Source organism: Arthrobacter sp. Sr24, assembly GCF_054511175.1.
On sequence record NZ_JBTNDB010000006.1, the window covers coordinates 157,667 to 172,840 of the forward strand.

Below are 15,174 nucleotides of genomic sequence, written 5' to 3' on the forward strand. Positions count from 1 at the left end.
GTGGCTCGGTAGCTGGCGGGTTGGCAAGCTAGAGCGTTGCCGGTGCAGCATCCTCTGATTCCACTTTCACCTGACTATAAAGCGAAGGATTCCGATGAGCGCGGGCATGCTGGTTGAACACGAAATTACGTCCCGGGTCGCACTGACTCTGCCCAATGGCAGGCTCAATCCAGCCGCCGTGGGGTGGACGCGCACGCCGTTGCATGACACCTCAGGGATTGGTCGCGGACGTCAGCGGTGGGGACGTAATAAGCGCTGGGAGTATTGGGCCATCACCTCACCCACGCACATTGTGGCCATGACAGTGTCCTCGCTGGACTATGCCGCCGTGCATGAAGTGTGGGTGCTGAATAGGGCCACCGGCGAAGCTGTCAGCGCGAACGTGACGGGTATTTTGAGCGGAAGTGCCACGTTGCCGGCGTCGTTGGGGGATGGCTCCGCGCGGGCTAAGGCGGCCACATTGCAGATCGATATTGCCGAGGTTCCCGGCGGAACGCGGCTACGTGCATCTACGCCGCGGGTGCGTCTGGACATCATGGCGTTGAAGCCTGCGGGCCACGAATCGTTGGGTGTTGTGGTGCCCTGGAACGACCGCCAATTCCAGTACACCGTCAAAGATGTGGCCCGGCCAGCCCGTGGCACGCTCTCGGTGGATGGGGTGGTGGTTAGTTTGGAAGAGGGTGAATCATGGGCCGTGCTGGATCATGGTCGTGGCCGCTGGCCTTATTCGATGCACTGGAATTGGGGCGCTGGTTCTGGCGTTACAGACGGGCGGACCATTGGGATTCAGCTTGGTTCTAAGTGGACAGACGGCACCGGTGCCACCGAGAACTCGCTGCTAGTGGACGGGCGCCTGCACAAGATCAGCGAAAACCTGATCTGGGACTACAGCCCCACCGATTTCCTAGCCCCGTGGCATATTCACGGCGCCACAGCGGATCTGGTCTTCACCCCGTTTTACGACAAAGTCTCCGCGATCAACTTGGGCGTGCTGGGCAACAATACCCACCAGTGCTTTGGCCACTACGACGGCGAGATCGCCGACAGTGACGGGAACCGCATCGCGGTGGCTGGCATTCTCGGCTGGGCAGAGGACGTGCACAACCGCTGGTGACGGCTGCGCAGCCGGGACGTAAGGTTTGCAGCCGAGTCTTGCAGGCCACGGCAAAATATGTCCCACGTGAAACGTTTGGTTCACATTAGGCAACATGAGTTGTACGATGGTGATCAACTGCTGGATGTGACGTGGATCTACAATCGCCGAAGATGCGTAGAAATAGTGTCACAAGAAAACGAGGACGTCCATGAAAGAGCTCCGCATCGAGGCTAACGGGAATCTTGGCCCGATCGATTCCGCCCAAATTCCGCGCTATGCCGGTGCTGCGACATACGCACGCCTGCCGCGACTTGACCAAGTTGCCAAGGCGGATGTGGCAGTTGTTGGGGTTCCCTTCGACAGCGGTGTCTCCTACCGGCCCGGCGCCCGCTTCGGCGCCAATCACGTCCGTGAAGCATCGCGTCTGCTGCGTCCCTACAATCCGGCGTGGGACGTTTCTCCGTTTGAAAACTGCCAAGTTGCCGATGCTGGTGACATGGCCGTAAACCCCTTCAATATCAATGAAGCCATTGAAACCATCCAGCAGAACGCCCTAGATCTCACGGCGCAAGGCGCCAAACTGCTGACCATTGGTGGCGACCACACCATCTCATTGCCGCTGCTGCGCGCTGCTGCCGAACGCGCTGGTGAACCCGTGGCCATGTTGCACTTCGACGCGCATCTGGACACCTGGGACACCTACTTCGGCGCCGAATACACGCACGGTACCCCGTTCCGCCGAGCTGTCGAAGAGGGGATCTTGGACACCGAGGCCATCTCCCATGTCGGCACTCGCGGCCCGCTCTACGGTAAAAAGGACCTCGACGACGATCACCGCTTCGGCTTTGGCATCGTCACCGCAGCAGACGTCTACTACCAGGGCGTGCTGGAAACTGTGGCTAAAATTCGGGACCGCATCGGCAACCGCCCGCTCTACATTTCCGTGGATATTGATGTCCTAGACCCTGCCCATGCTCCCGGCACCGGCACTCCCGAGGCCGGCGGCATCACCAGCCGTGAGCTGATCGAGATCATTCGCGGATTCCGCGGCATGAACCTGGTCGGCGCCGATATTGTGGAGGTCGCTCCGGCCTATGACCACGCCGAAATTACCGGCATCGCCGCCAGTCACGTGGGTTTCGAGCTCGTCACCTTGATGGCCGACAATCACGTGGAAGGGGACCGCTTTGGCACCCCGAACGGATACGCCGCCCAAGCCCTTGACGCTGAAGCTCGACGACGCCCGGCTGGATTCGCGCCCACGTCCGCAAAGAATGTCCCGACCACTATTGAGACCGAAGGCGGCAATAAATGAATCCCCAGCAGCTCCCCAACCTCGCGAACTCGGCCGGGGACCCCTCGCTGTCGGAAGCCCCTGTCCAGCGCAACGGCGGAGACCTCGTGGTGGAAACACTCACGGCGTTGGGGGCCAAGACCGTTTTTGGCATTCCGGGCCAGCACGCCTTGGGCCTCTTCGACGCGCTGAGCCGATCGTCCCTGCACTTTATCTCCTCCAGAGTGGAGAACAATTCGGCCTTTGCCGCCGACGGCTACTCCCGCGCCACGGGTGAAGTGGGAGTGCTGTTCCTCTCCACAGGCCCCGGTGCGTTGACAGCGTTGGCTGGATTGCAGGAAGCGTATGCAACTGGCGTACCCATGATTGTGGTGGCGAGCCAGATTCCATTGGAAGGTCTTGGCGCCCGCCGCAAGGGCATGTTGCACCAGCTCGATGATCAGAAAGCATCTGCCGCCAACGTCACCAAGAGCCAGCGGCTCATCCAGCACGCCTCCGGAATTCCGTCAGCCATTCAGGACGCCTGGACCGAAGCGGTCTCTTCTCCGCAGGGTCCGGTGTGGATTGAAGTGCCACAAAACGTGCTGCTGGATCCCATCTTTGTGCCCGCCGTCGAGGATGCGTTGGCCGAACCATTCGACAACCCGCCGCGCGTTGAGCTGGTCCGGGAAGCCGTGAAGTGGTTGACAGCTGCTAAGCGTCCTGCGATCGTGGCCGGTGGTGGCACCCGACGTGGTCACGCCGAAAAGCAGTTGCTGTCTATCGCCGAGAAGCTCAACGCTCCGGTAGTCTGCACACCCGGCGGCAACGGGGCGTTCCCCTGGAACCATGAGCTTTCGCTGCAGTCCTGGATGGAAGACCGCTACGTCACCGAAGTCCTCGAAGACGCTGACGTGCTGGTAGTAGTCGGCTCGTCACTGGGGGAGGTGTCCAGTAATTACTTCACCATGGAGCCGCGCGGGCGCATCATCCAGATCGACGCCGAACCTCGTGTTCTGGAATCCAACCGCCCCGCTCTCGGCATCCGGGCCGACGCCGGGCAAGCCTTGAGCGCTCTCGATGAAGCCCTCGACGCTTCCTTGCGGGACGATGCGAACTGGCATGGTGCCACGCCACAGGCTGTGGTGGCGGAAACGCTGGCGAAGGTGCAGGCCCGCCTCGATGGTCAGGACCTAGGCATGGAACGCAAGTTCATGGCCGATATTCGAGATGCCGTCCCGGCCGATATGCAGACCTTTTGGGACATGACCATCTCCGCCTACTGGGGGTGGAGCTGCTGGGATTCCAAGGACGGTGAGTTCCATTCGGCCCAAGGTGCAGGAGGCTTGGGGTATGGCTTCCCGGCGGCACTCGGCGCAGCCCTGGGCCTGCAGAGTCAAGGTAAATCACCGCGTGTATTGGCGGTGGCCGGCGACGGTTCCTCCATGTACTCCATCTCAGAATTGGCCACGGCCCGCCAGCACAACGCGCCCGTTACCTGGCTGATCGTGGACGACGGCGGCTACGGCATCCTGCGCGAATACATGATCGACACCTTCGGCAAAGCCACACACACCGAGCTGGCCCGCCCAGATTTCGTGAAGCTGGCAGAGGCTTTCGGGGTGCCGGCGCAGCGGGTCAAAGCTGAGGATGTGGGCGAAGCTCTCAAGGCTGCCTTCGCGGGCGACGGTCCCAACGTGGTGGTGGTCGACGTGCTCCTGAAGATGTTCGGCCCCACCCACCTGGACATCTAACACCCGGCAGCCTCTCATCCCCACGATCTCCACGATCGCCACTGTCTCCACGATCGACGCTATCCCACCTTTGGTGCGTTTTTTCCAAACGCTATCCCCCTAAGTACGACGGCGGGAGGTCACCTTTTATCAAAAAGGTGACCTCCCGCCGTCGTACTTAAAGGGTTATTGGGAGAGGAGCTCAAGCAAGGTTTGCCGGTATTCCAAAAATGCTGCCCGGCCGCGCGCCGTGATGCCGAGGTAGGTGACCGTGGTGCGGCCCTGGATGGTCTTTTCTTGGGTGATGTAGCCGGCGTCTTCGAGCTTTCGCAGATGCACCGAGAGGTTTCCTGCGGTCATGCTCAAGATGGTGCGGAGCTTGGGAAAGGTGATGGAATCGCCTTCGCCAATCGTGTTCAAGGCCGTCATGACGCGTAATCGGGCGTCGGCATGGATGACCGGATCTAGTCCCGGGGTGCTCATCGGACTGTTCCGTTCGAGGAGCGGCGAGCCTGGATGACGGCACCGGCCAGAAGTACAGTGCAGGCCGCCAACCAGCCGATGAGGACCAGTGGACCGGGGCCGATCAGTACGGCCAACAGATTTGCCGCAAGTAGGGCGATGCCTTGCCAAAACATGGGCCGGTCAAGGAACACGGCGCCACCGGCCGCGAAAAGGATACCGATCAAAAGGGTTGCCAACGCGCTGCTGAGCCAGACCGTCGTCGCCGAGTCCAGTCCGAGGCGAAGTAATGCGACCACCATGAAGCCGACGCTCACCATGCCAGCGGCCCAACTGATGCCGTAAAACAAGCCTCGACGGCTGGATACGCCGCGCACTTCTTTGCCAGCGCGGATGCCCAGTAGCGCCGATACAGCAGCTCCGAGCACCGTCAATGCTGCGAATATTGTGAGCGCTAGTGACAAGCTGACTGGAAGCCAGCTGAAGAGTGCCGCATGCAGCGTTAGGTAGCCGAGGGTGTAAACAGCGCCCCAGAGCAGAAACAGGACCGGCGGGTTCGGGCTGGTGGCCCGGCGGGTGCTCGCCTCGCTTTCGCGCAGTGACGAGAGTGCTGCGCCGGTATCGAAGGCTGGTGTTTGCTGCGTCATGACGATTCTCCTGAGTAGCTGGCCGGGTTTGTAAACTAAAACCAGTTTGTATTACAAACTGGTTTGCGTCAAGGGGTTTGTGGGATTGTTTCGAAAGCTGGCCTCGGTATCCCTGGGCTCTTGTCTCGCCACGACGGTTGCGTAGATCGCCGCGACGCTTGCGCGACGCTTGCGCGACGCTTGCGCGACGCTCGCGCCCCGCCATCTCGCTGCGTCACCAAGCGCTTCGCCACGACGCCTAGACTGGGGCGCATGGCCGTAATCTATGATGCGCAATTGAGCCCATCCAAGTCCGAACTCCTTGCCCAGTGGCTGCCCTCGCAGACATGGTTCCGTGGTGACGCGTCCACCGTGGTGCGGCTTGGCGCGTTCCGCTTTGACGATCCAGCCGGTGAAGTGGGCATCGAAACCCACGTCCTCGCGGTTGACGGGGTGACATATCAGGTTCCGTTGACGTACCGAGGCGCACCGTTGGAAGGTGCGGAATCGTTCTTGGTCACCACCATGGAGCACTCGGTTCTTGGCAAGCGGTGGGTCTATGACGCCACTGGCGATCCGGTCTACCTCCACGAACTAGCTGCCGCAGTCCTCGCGGGGAAGCCTCAGGCGCCTGAGCGGTTGGTGGTGGGCGATTCCTTCGAGGCGCTTCCCCTGACTGTTGCTGTGACCAGCTCCGGAATCTCTGGCGAAACGCTGCCGGAGTTGCGCTTCGAGGCTCCGCAGACTGCCGCAGGAGTCACCACTATTCCGGCTGGTCCAGTCAACTTTGCCGTCATGCGAGAGCTGGACATCACCGGGACTCAGCAGGCTGGGCCCACGCTCACCGCCCGATGGGATGGTCAGGAAGAACCCGTAGTGGTTGCCGCGGCGATTATTGTCTGAGGTTTCACAGTTACGTCCCTGATTTCCCGCGTTGCCGAATTCGAGACCTCAGATCTGGCCCCTTCCAAGCCTCGGAAGGGGCCACATCTGAGGATTCGCGGAGGGTTGAACGGAGGCGCGGAGGGTTGAACGGACGTAACAGAGCAGACGAATCGCACCATCTGCAGTTTCGACTGGCGGAACCACTGGGTGGGCGCTTTTGCGCAGATATTGTTGGTTCTAGACGAGTGGTTCCGGCTGTGCGCGGGGGAGCAGTGCCGCGTAGGTGGTAACAGCGGCTGTGAACATGAGTAAGAATCCCAGCATCCCCATAGCTACTGAATTGCCGGATACATCATCGGCTTTCACACCTGCCGAGCTCAGTGTGGTTGCCAAAGCAATTCCTAGGATTCCGTAGCCGAGGGCAACTGTACCGGCAGCGACGGCTTTCTGAATTGAAAACCAGTGTCCATCACGGAAGAATCCTCGAGCCAGGAACCCTCCGATGGTGAAAACCACGGCGGATGCGGCAAAAATAATACTCATGACGACCACTGTGGGGCTGTATCCCACTCCGTCTGGACCAACATGTCTGGCGATGTGGCTGGGGATCTGTGGACTGAGAATTGCGTAAAGGGCCACGGTAAAAATTAGGGCACCGGACGGAGTGACGATCAGTAGTGGCACGGCCCGCGTCTTCCCTTGACGAGTATCCTTTTGGCGTGAATGCACAGTCAAACTGTCCCCCATAGCAACTAATTCGGTAATTGATTGTGCTAACCAACGTACCTAGGTGGGGTTCGGTTGTCGAAACGCTGTGGCCCTCCCGTGGTGGCTGATGCTGGCGCGAGTCACGGTCAGCTGATGCTGGCGCGAGTCACGGTCATCTGATTACGATTGCGCTATGACTCACAGCACACCAGCACCAGTGATCTATGTCAGCTTCCCTGGAACCGCGCGAGAAGCGCTGAGTTTCTACGCGGACATCTTTGGTGGCGAACTGTCCTTGCACACCTACGAGGAGTTCAGTAGAAGTGATGGTCCGGGCCATGCCATAGCTCATGGAATGCTCACTGGTCCGGTCTCGTTGGCAGGATCGGACGCTGCAGAGGGGCAAGAACCGGTGAAAACCGAAGGCGTCATGCTGTCCTTGCTCGGAACCGCAGAAGCCCACGTCCTCAGCGAGTGGTTCGGCAAGTTGGCAGTGGGCGGAACGGTCATGGATCCCTTGGCCGAGAAACCTTGGGGAGCTTCAGATGGGCAGGTCATTGACCGCCACGGATTGCATTGGCTGATCGGATTTGAGCACTGAGCCCTCAATGTACTGGGCACGGAGCACTGAGCATTTGTGTTCACTGCAGGAGTGGTTCTGGAGTTCTGGGTTAGCTACCGGCAATGAGGTAGGTGGCGAAACCCCGTAGGCGCAAAACAAGACGGCTCTGCCCCATTCCAAACAGCATGTGATGCGGTTTTTTAGCCAGAAATATCGCGTCAGCTGCAGTTTGGAATCTGAGTAACATTGGGCCGAGTGCTGAGCGCCGCAATTGGCCGAGCCGGTGTCATCACGCTCGTAGCGAAGCGGAATCCGCTAGGCTCACAGCCATAGAGCAATGCCTTCGTCAGTGACCGCTGGCAGTGACCTCCCACTGTGATTGGACCTTCCTATGCCGACCGTCTCCACCTTGAAGATCACCTCGCGGACCCTTGAGGTGGCGGATCTGGGTAGCGATTCTCCGTTGCCCTCGGTGCAGCCTTTGCTGGAACCGCCTTACACGGTGGGGGAGGGCATTCCCGAGGAGATTGCGGCCGGGACCCGCTGGGGAAAAGTCAGCAACATTTACCCGTACCCCCTCCAGGAAAGCTACTCGCGGCAGACCCGGGCGACGGAACTGACCGCCGTCGTGCTTGAAAATGATCATGTGAAGGCCACCTTCTTGCCGCAACTGGGCGGGCGGCTGTGGGAGCTCACGGACAAGGCCACGGGCAAGGAACTGCTGCACACGCAGGAGCGGATTCAGTTCGCGAATCTGGCTCTGCGCAATGCCTGGTTCGCCGGCGGGATTGAGTACAACATTGGCACGCGCGGGCATTCGCCCACCACCTGCGTGCCGCTCCACACTGCCATGGTGCGCACGACGGACGGACAAGAAATCCTGCGGATGTGGGAGTTCGATCGGCTTCGCGAAGTGGTTTTTCAGATCGATGCATGGCTGCCGACGGACTCCAAAGTGGTACTGGTGGCCGTACGCATTCGCAATCCCAATGAGAAAACCGTGCCCATGTATTGGTGGAGCAATGCGGCCGTTCCGCAGTCGCCGGACACGCGCGTGATTGCCCCGGCGCGGCAGTCTTATGCCACCGATTACGACGGTTCTATGACCCGCGTGGACACCACCAATTTCCATGGCAAGGATGCCACTTGGCCCGTTCGGAACTTCCAGGCGGCTGATTTCTTCTTCGATATTGCCCCTGATGAACGGCGCTGGGAAGTGGCTGCCGACTCTGATGGGGACGGGCTGGCCCTGATTTCCTCGGCGCAATTGCGCGGTCGGAAGCTGTTTGTTTGGGGCGAAGGTACCGGTGGGCACCGCTGGCAGGAGTGGCTGACGCCGTCGGATTCGACCGAGCCCCGGCACTATGCGGAAATCCAGGCGGGCTTGGCCCAGACCCAGTTTGAGCACGTGCCCATGCCCGCCGGTGCCAGCTGGCAGTGGGTCGAGGCGTACGGCAACGCTACCCTTGACCCGGCGCTCGCCGCGGGGGAGTGGGACGCTGCCGTGGCTCATGGCGCGCAACGTGTGGAGGCTTTGATCTCGGAGCAGACCATTGCAAAGGCCCTGTCCGACGCTGGACGCTGGGCTGATCTGCCGCCCTCGGAAATGGTGGTGGCTGGCAATGGTTGGGGTGCTTTAGAGCGGACTCGTCGCCAACATTCCACCACTGACTGGATCGATGAGACTGGCACGCCCTTTGGGGTTGAGACACTGACTGCAGATCAGGCGCCCTGGCTGGAGTTACTCAACGCCAACGAAGGAATTGTGGAGAAGCCCTTCGAGGCGTCGGCGGGGGAGGCGCCGAGCCAGCCGTTTGGCGGAGCTACTTCCTTTGTGCGGGGGCTGGACTGGGAAGATCTGCTTACCGCTGGCCGCAATTCCAGTGCCGAGGCCGCTTTTCACCATGCCGTTATGGTGCATGCGCGGGCGTCCACTTCTGCAGGGGACCAGCGTGTGGTTGCGTCGTTGTACCGAACGGCACTGGAGGGGAATTTCGTTGCCGGTGCGCCGTTGAGTTCGCGAAGCCGTTCATTGGCGCACCGCGGTTTGGGTCTAGCGCTACTTGCCAGCGGGGATGCCTCCGGTGATGCGGCCGCCGGTTTGGCCGCGTTGGAGACAGCTTGCGCCGAGGATCCTTCGTGCCGGGAATTATTGATCGAGGCCATGACCATGTCCCTGGACAATGGCGCCCCTGCAGTGGCGTTGGATGTGCTCAGTCGGGCGCCGGAATCTCTGGCATCCCTGGGCAGAGTCCGTTTCCTGGAAGCCACGGCACTGGCTGCACTGGGCGAGGATGCTGCCGCCGCCTCGATTCTCACGGCCGGAATTGAAGTGGCCGATCTTCGTGAAGGCGTCAACTCAATTTCAGATCTGTGGACTCAGGTCTGCCCAGGGCAGGATATTCCAGCGGAGTACCAGTTCACCATGAAGTGACTTGCCGGGGTCCCGGGACCTGGGTGCCCGGGACCCCGGGCGCTGCGCTTTGAACGCACCGGGCCTGAGCGTCGGAGTCCGAACGTCATTCCGCCTGGGCGGCTAGAAATTAGGCGAGGAATTGCGGCTTGCGTCCCGTAAGTTCCTCGGCGGAGGTGCTCGGTTCTGCCAGCGCGCCCGAAGCAATGAAGGTATACGTGGATACCCAAGAATCGTAGTGCCATTGAGATGCGTCCCAAGTTCTACGGGATTCATAGGTTGCGGCCATCTCGAGCAGATTGGCTCGGAATTGGGAGCTAGCACTGCACTAGCGTCCCGGCGAAACCAGCCATTGCTGCACTAGCGTCCTAGAGAAAGCAGCCATTGCTGCGCTAGCGTCCGGGAAGGAGCGCAGGGAGCGCAGGATGCGGACTTCGGATTGACACGCGCTGTGAGCCGTGTCATAGTCTTCATTATGAACTTGTCAGACAGCTGGACAGCAGGACAGGGGCCAATTCTTCGAGTCAGCGCCGCCGAAGCTGTTTTCAAAGCCATTCGCACCGCAATTGAGAACGGCGCCCTCAAAGTGGGCACCAAACTCAGCTCGGAAACTGCGCTCGCAGCCCAGTACGGCGTGAGCCGCTCCGTGATCCGCGAAGCACTGCGCTCCTGCAACGCGCTGGGACTGACCGAAACCCACACCGGCAAAGGCACCTTCGTGCTCGCCAACCGCGCCTCCAACGATCTGGTCCTAGGTCAATTCTCGGCCCGCAGCCTCATGGAAGCACGCCCGCACATCGAAGTGCCCGCCGCCGAATTCGCAGCCACCCGCCGCAGCGAAGAGCAACTCGAGGAAATGCGTGCCATCCTGCTCGAGATGGCCGGTGAGGACGACCCCGAAATCTGGGTCAGCCTCGACGCCAGCTTCCACGCCGCGATTGCCCGCGCCAGCGGCAACGGCGTATTCCAACGCGTCCTCGAAGACATCCGCGGCGCCATGGTGAACCAGTCCGAAACCATCAACCTCATCACCGGCCGCACGCGCCAATCCGACGCCGAACACCTCGTCATCCTCGACGCGATCCAACGCGGCAACACCAAGGACGCGGGCCTCGCCATGGCCACGCACCTCTCCGCCGTCGACACCGCCCTAAGCCACATCATGGGAGCCACCCAAGCATGAACCTCAGCAATTTTGCGGCCCACGCACCGCTCGCCGTGCAGACGCGCGGCGAGCTCATTGAGAGCGTCCATTACGGCTCGCTCGTTGCTCTGACGTCCGACGGCGGGAGCGTCCTTTCGCTAGGAGAGCCCACCGCCCGCATGTACCCCCGCTCCGCCCTCAAGCCGCTCATGGCCGTGGCCATGCTGCGTGCCGGTCTGGAACTTTCCGATGAGCAATTAGCGCTGGCCGCGGCTAGCCATTCCGGTTCCACCGAACACCAGAGCACCGCGGCAGCCATTCTTGCAGGAGCTGGCCTCACCCCCGCTGATCTGGGAAACTCCACCGATCTGCCCTACGGTATCCAAGAACGGGCGCAGTGGTTGGCCTCCGGAAATGGGCCCACGCACTTAGCCCAAAACTGCTCCGGGAAGCATGCCGCGTTGCTGGCCACCTGCGTGCATAACGGCTGGTCGGCGCAGGACTACTTGCACGCAGATCACCCGCTCGCGGCACTCATCCGGGCCACGGTAGAAGATCTCACCGGGGAGGCCATCACCATCGTCAGCACCGACGGCTGCGGCACCGAGGTATTTGCGTTGTCACTGACAGGCATGGCCCGCGCCTTCGCCCGCATGGTCACGGCAGAGCAGGGAACCCCGGAACGCCGTGTTGCAGACGCCATGCGCGCGCACCCCGAGATGCTGGCCGGCCGCGGCCGCGATGTCACCGCGCTGATGCGGGCAGTTCCCGGGCTGCTGGCCAAGGACGGTTTTGAAGGCATCCAAGTGATTGCCCTCGCAGATGGCAGCGCCGTGGCACTGAAAATTTCCGACGGCGGCGACCGCGCTCGGATGCCGGCGGCAACTCCGGCACTCATTGCTTTAGGAGTGGACCCTCATCACCTGACTGCTTTCAATCGCCTCCCCGTCTATGGCGGCGGAGAACGCGTGGGCGAACTTTTGGGGCTACCAGTTCTCCCTTAGTCTCCATCGGGCAGCACCCCTAAAAAAGCTATTGATTCGAACGTCTATCCGCACCCGTGTGTGCAATTTTGTGGCGCAATGATGCGCCTTCTTGAGGAGAGCCATGACTGAAACCATGTCCATCACGCCCATATTCGACCCCGTTGAATACCGCAGTGAACATGATCTGATCGGTGATCGTGACATCCCCGCGGACGTCTACTGGGGTGTGCACACGCTGCGTGCCGTGGAGAATTTCCCCATCACAGGCATCCCGCTGAGTAACAACACTCACCTGGTCAACGGCTTGGCCATGGTCAAGCAGGCTGCAGCGCAGGCCAACCATGAACTCGGATTGCTCGACGGCGTCCGGGCCGCAGCCATCATCCAAGCGTGCCAAGAAATCATTGCTGGGAAGCTGCACGAGCAGTTCGTGGTGGACGTTATCCAAGGAGGTGCCGGGACGTCCTCGAACATGAACGCCAACGAAGTCATCGCCAACCGCGCTCTGGAAATCATGGGTCACAGCAAGGGTGATTACCAGCACCTGCACCCGAATGACCACGTCAACTTGAGCCAGTCCACCAACGATGTGTACCCGACGGCTGTCAATGTGGCCACCATCTTCGCGGCGAAATCACTGGTCTTGGCCATGGAATACCTGTGCGACGCCTTCGCTGCCAAGGCGCTGGAATTTAGAACCGTGGTAAAAATGGGCCGCACGCAGTTGCAGGATGCGGTCCCCATGACGCTCGGCCAGGAGTTCAACACCTACGCGGTGACGATGGGCGAGGACCGGGCAAGGTTGGCCGAATCCACGATGCTGGTCCATGAAATCAACCTCGGTGCCACGGCGATCGGCACCGGGCTGAACGCTCCGCGGGGCTATTCAGAACTGGCCTGCAGCCACCTAGTCGAGATTTCCGGGCTGCCGCTGACAGTTTCAGTTGACCTGATTGAGGCCACCCAGGACGTCGGTGCTTTTGTGCACCTCTCCGGTGTGCTCAAGCGCGTGGCCGTGAAACTCTCCAAGATCTGCAACGATCTGCGACTGTTGTCCTCCGGCCCGCGCGCCGGATTCGGCGAAATCACGCTGCCTGCTGTGCAGGCTGGATCCTCCATCATGCCGGGCAAGGTCAACCCTGTCATCCCGGAAATGGTGAACCAGGTGGCCTACGAGGTGGTGGGCAACGACGTCACCATCACCATGGCTGCCGAGGGCGGGCAGTTGCAGCTCAACGCCTTTGAACCCGTCATTGTGTACAGCTTGACCAAGAGCATGCGCCACCTGGAAGCGGCCTGCATTACCTTGGCCGATAAGTGCATCCGCGGCATCACCGCCCACGAAGACAAGCTGCGCGCACAAGTGGAGCACTCCATTGGCTTGGTAACAGCGCTCAACCCGCGCCTCGGCTACGCCACTTCCACCGCCATTGCACTGGAAGCACTGGCCAGCGGCCGCGGCGTGGCCGAGCTGGTGCTGGAACGAAAACTCCTCACAGAAGAACAGCTCAACGAACTACTACGGCCGGAATACCTTGCCAATCTCAGCGAGCTACCTACCAGCTCCTGATTTCTTCAGTTTTCAGCAATTTTCCTTCCAGTGAAAACCCTGTGGCACGCAACGGCGCGTGCCACAGCCGAATAAAGGACTCACCATGCGTCAAATGGAACAAACAGGCACCTCTGATTTAGTTCAAGATCAGCCCAGCTCCGCGTTGACTGCGGAAGATGCTGGGTTGCACAAGGGTCTGAAATCCCGCCAGATTCAAATGATCGCCATTGGCGGGGCCATCGGCACCGGGCTGTTCATGGGCGCTGGCGGCCGCTTGGCCGGGGCTGGCCCGGCGCTCATGTTCAGCTACGCGATCTGTGGGTTCTTCGCGTTCTTGATTTTGCGTGCCCTGGGTGAGTTGGTCATTCACCGCCCGTCCTCGGGCTCATTTGTTTCCTATGCGCGGGAGTTCTTCGGCGAAAAGGCAGCGTTCGTCTCAGGCTGGTTGTACTGGCTCAACTGGGCGATGACAGCGATTGTGGACATCACCGCCGTCGCCCTTTACATGCACTTCTTCGGCAAATACCTGCCCTGGATTGACTCCGTTCCGCAGTGGGTCTGGGCACTCGCCGCGCTCATGCTGGTGCTGGGACTGAATCTGGTCTCCGTGAAGGTCTTCGGTGAGATGGAGTTCTGGTTCGCTCTGATCAAGGTCGTTGCCTTGGTGGCGTTTTTGTTGGTGGGCACCTACTTCGTCATCTTTGGGACTCCCGTCGAGGGGCATCAAGTTGGCTTCTCGCTCATTGCCGACAACGGCGGATTCTTCCCCAATGGGCTACTTCCCGTGGTGGTGGTGATGCAGGGCGTGGTGTTTGCGTACGCATCCATTGAGCTCATTGGTACCGCCGCGGGGGAGACGGAGAACCCGGAAAAGATCATGCCCAAGGCCATCAACACAGTCATTATCCGTATTGCAGTCTTCTACGTTGGTTCGCTGGTGCTGCTGTCACTGCTGCTGCCCTACACGGCCTATAAAGCGGGGGAGAGCCCGTTCGTCACCTTCTTCGGTTCCATTGGAGTCGAGGGCGTGGATTCAATCATGAACCTAGTGGTTCTTACCGCAGCCATGTCCTCGCTCAACGCTGGCTTGTACTCCACGGGACGGATCCTGCGCTCCATGGCGATGTCCGGCTCAGCTCCGAAGTTCACTGCGAAACTGAACAGCCGCGGTGTCCCGTACGGTGGCATTTTGCTTACGGCCGGAGTAGCTGTCCTCGGCGTTATTCTCAATGCTGTGGTGCCTGCCCAGGCCTTCGAGATCGTCCTGAACATGGCGGCCTTGGGTATCATCGCTTCTTGGGCAATGATCGTGCTGTGCCAGCTGGCGCTGTACCGGCTGACACAAAAGGGGCTGGCCATTAGGCCCTCATTCCGCATGATCGGTGCACCCTACACGGGGTACCTGACGCTGGCCTTCCTGCTGGCCGTGCTGGTGCTGATGGCATTCGATAGCCCCGTAGGCACCTGGACCATCGGCTCGATCGTGGTCATTGTGCCTGCCTTGATCATTGGCTGGTACTGCTCACGCGGACGAATCAATGCGATCGCGGCCAGCCGTGACGGTTACACAGGCGCCCATCCGGTCATTGCTCATCACAGCGCTGCAACCGTAGCGCGGGATGTCGCTGAGTCCGAGCCGGGAAACCGTGTTTGAACTGTAGGAGAGTGACTGGCCTGGGGGAGACCATACGGCCCCCCCCAAGGTCTTCGGGCAACACCACCGTTTCTGTCCCC

Annotated in this window: 14 protein-coding genes; 10 read left to right on the forward strand and 4 right to left on the reverse strand. The window is 60.7% G+C overall.

The window, feature by feature from the left end:
* The first annotated feature begins 94 nt into the window (after positions 1-94).
* The 3 genes from ACX80D_RS06540 (at position 95) to ACX80D_RS06550 (ending at position 4,123) form a co-directional block, all read left to right on the forward strand.
* Complete coding sequence (locus ACX80D_RS06540; protein ID WP_459321833.1) at positions 95-1,114, forward strand: DUF2804 domain-containing protein; 1,020 nt, start codon at positions 95-97, stop codon at positions 1,112-1,114.
* A gap of 190 nt (positions 1,115-1,304) precedes the next feature.
* Positions 1,305-2,411 (forward strand): agmatinase, encoded by a 1,107-nt coding sequence (speB, locus tag ACX80D_RS06545; protein ID WP_459321834.1) that lies wholly within the window; start codon positions 1,305-1,307, stop codon positions 2,409-2,411.
* Positions 2,408-4,123 carry a thiamine pyrophosphate-binding protein gene (locus ACX80D_RS06550; protein WP_459321835.1) on the forward strand — a complete coding sequence of 572 codons (1,716 nt, stop codon included), beginning with the start codon at positions 2,408-2,410 and terminating at the stop codon, positions 4,121-4,123. Before speB ends, ACX80D_RS06550 begins: the two co-directional genes overlap by 4 nt.
* Positions 4,124-4,288: 165 nt before the next feature.
* On the opposite strand, the gene ACX80D_RS06555 is transcribed toward ACX80D_RS06550, so the two are convergent.
* Both ACX80D_RS06555 and ACX80D_RS06560 read right to left on the reverse strand, forming a co-directional pair.
* Positions 4,289-4,585, reverse strand: coding sequence for a transcriptional regulator (locus ACX80D_RS06555; protein WP_459321836.1), 297 nt, complete (start codon positions 4,583-4,585; stop codon positions 4,289-4,291).
* Entirely contained in the window at positions 4,582-5,211 is a 630-nt protein-coding gene (locus ACX80D_RS06560) for a hypothetical protein (protein ID WP_459321837.1), read from the reverse strand. Before ACX80D_RS06560 ends, ACX80D_RS06555 begins: the two co-directional genes overlap by 4 nt.
* 252 nt (positions 5,212-5,463) lie before the next feature.
* Here ACX80D_RS06560 and ACX80D_RS06565 point away from each other — a divergent pair, with 252 nt between their 5' ends.
* Positions 5,464-6,093, forward strand: coding sequence for a CG0192-related protein (locus tag ACX80D_RS06565; RefSeq protein WP_459321838.1), 630 nt, complete (start codon positions 5,464-5,466; stop codon positions 6,091-6,093).
* A 219-nt stretch (positions 6,094-6,312) separates the two neighbouring features.
* Here ACX80D_RS06565 and ACX80D_RS06570 read toward each other — a convergent pair whose 3' ends face one another.
* Complete coding sequence (locus tag ACX80D_RS06570) at positions 6,313-6,618, reverse strand: hypothetical protein (protein WP_459321839.1); 306 nt, start codon at positions 6,616-6,618, stop codon at positions 6,313-6,315.
* Between the two features lie 358 nt (positions 6,619-6,976).
* Here ACX80D_RS06570 and ACX80D_RS06575 point away from each other — a divergent pair, with 358 nt between their 5' ends.
* On the forward strand, positions 6,977-7,384 hold the full coding sequence (locus ACX80D_RS06575; protein ID WP_459321840.1) for a VOC family protein: 408 nt from the start codon (positions 6,977-6,979) through the stop codon (positions 7,382-7,384).
* A gap of 352 nt (positions 7,385-7,736) precedes the next feature.
* Positions 7,737-9,779: a DUF5107 domain-containing protein gene (locus tag ACX80D_RS06580; protein ID WP_459321841.1), complete on the forward strand. Its 2,043-nt coding sequence runs from the start codon at positions 7,737-7,739 to the stop codon at positions 9,777-9,779.
* A gap of 109 nt (positions 9,780-9,888) precedes the next feature.
* Here the strand turns inward: ACX80D_RS06580 and ACX80D_RS06585 are convergent, their stop codons facing one another.
* Positions 9,889-10,047, reverse strand: coding sequence for a hypothetical protein (locus ACX80D_RS06585; protein WP_459321842.1), 159 nt, complete (start codon positions 10,045-10,047; stop codon positions 9,889-9,891).
* A 186-nt stretch (positions 10,048-10,233) separates the two neighbouring features.
* Between ACX80D_RS06585 and ACX80D_RS06590 the strand changes: the two genes are divergently transcribed.
* From ACX80D_RS06590 to ACX80D_RS06605, 4 genes are all read left to right on the forward strand, one after another.
* Positions 10,234-10,941 carry a FadR/GntR family transcriptional regulator gene (locus ACX80D_RS06590; protein WP_459321843.1) on the forward strand — a complete coding sequence of 236 codons (708 nt, stop codon included), beginning with the start codon at positions 10,234-10,236 and terminating at the stop codon, positions 10,939-10,941.
* Positions 10,938-11,906, forward strand: coding sequence for an asparaginase (locus ACX80D_RS06595; RefSeq protein WP_459321844.1), 969 nt, complete (start codon positions 10,938-10,940; stop codon positions 11,904-11,906). The genes ACX80D_RS06590 and ACX80D_RS06595 overlap by 4 nt, the downstream gene beginning before the upstream one ends.
* A gap of 115 nt (positions 11,907-12,021) precedes the next feature.
* Positions 12,022-13,458 (forward strand): aspartate ammonia-lyase, encoded by a 1,437-nt coding sequence (gene aspA / locus ACX80D_RS06600; protein WP_459321854.1) that lies wholly within the window; start codon positions 12,022-12,024, stop codon positions 13,456-13,458.
* Positions 13,459-13,552: 94 nt separating this feature from the next.
* The gene (locus ACX80D_RS06605; RefSeq protein ID WP_459321855.1) at positions 13,553-15,094 is read left to right on the forward strand and encodes an amino acid permease; all 1,542 of its coding nucleotides are present in this window, start codon (positions 13,553-13,555) and stop codon (positions 15,092-15,094) included.
* Positions 15,095-15,174: the final 80 nt, after the last annotated feature.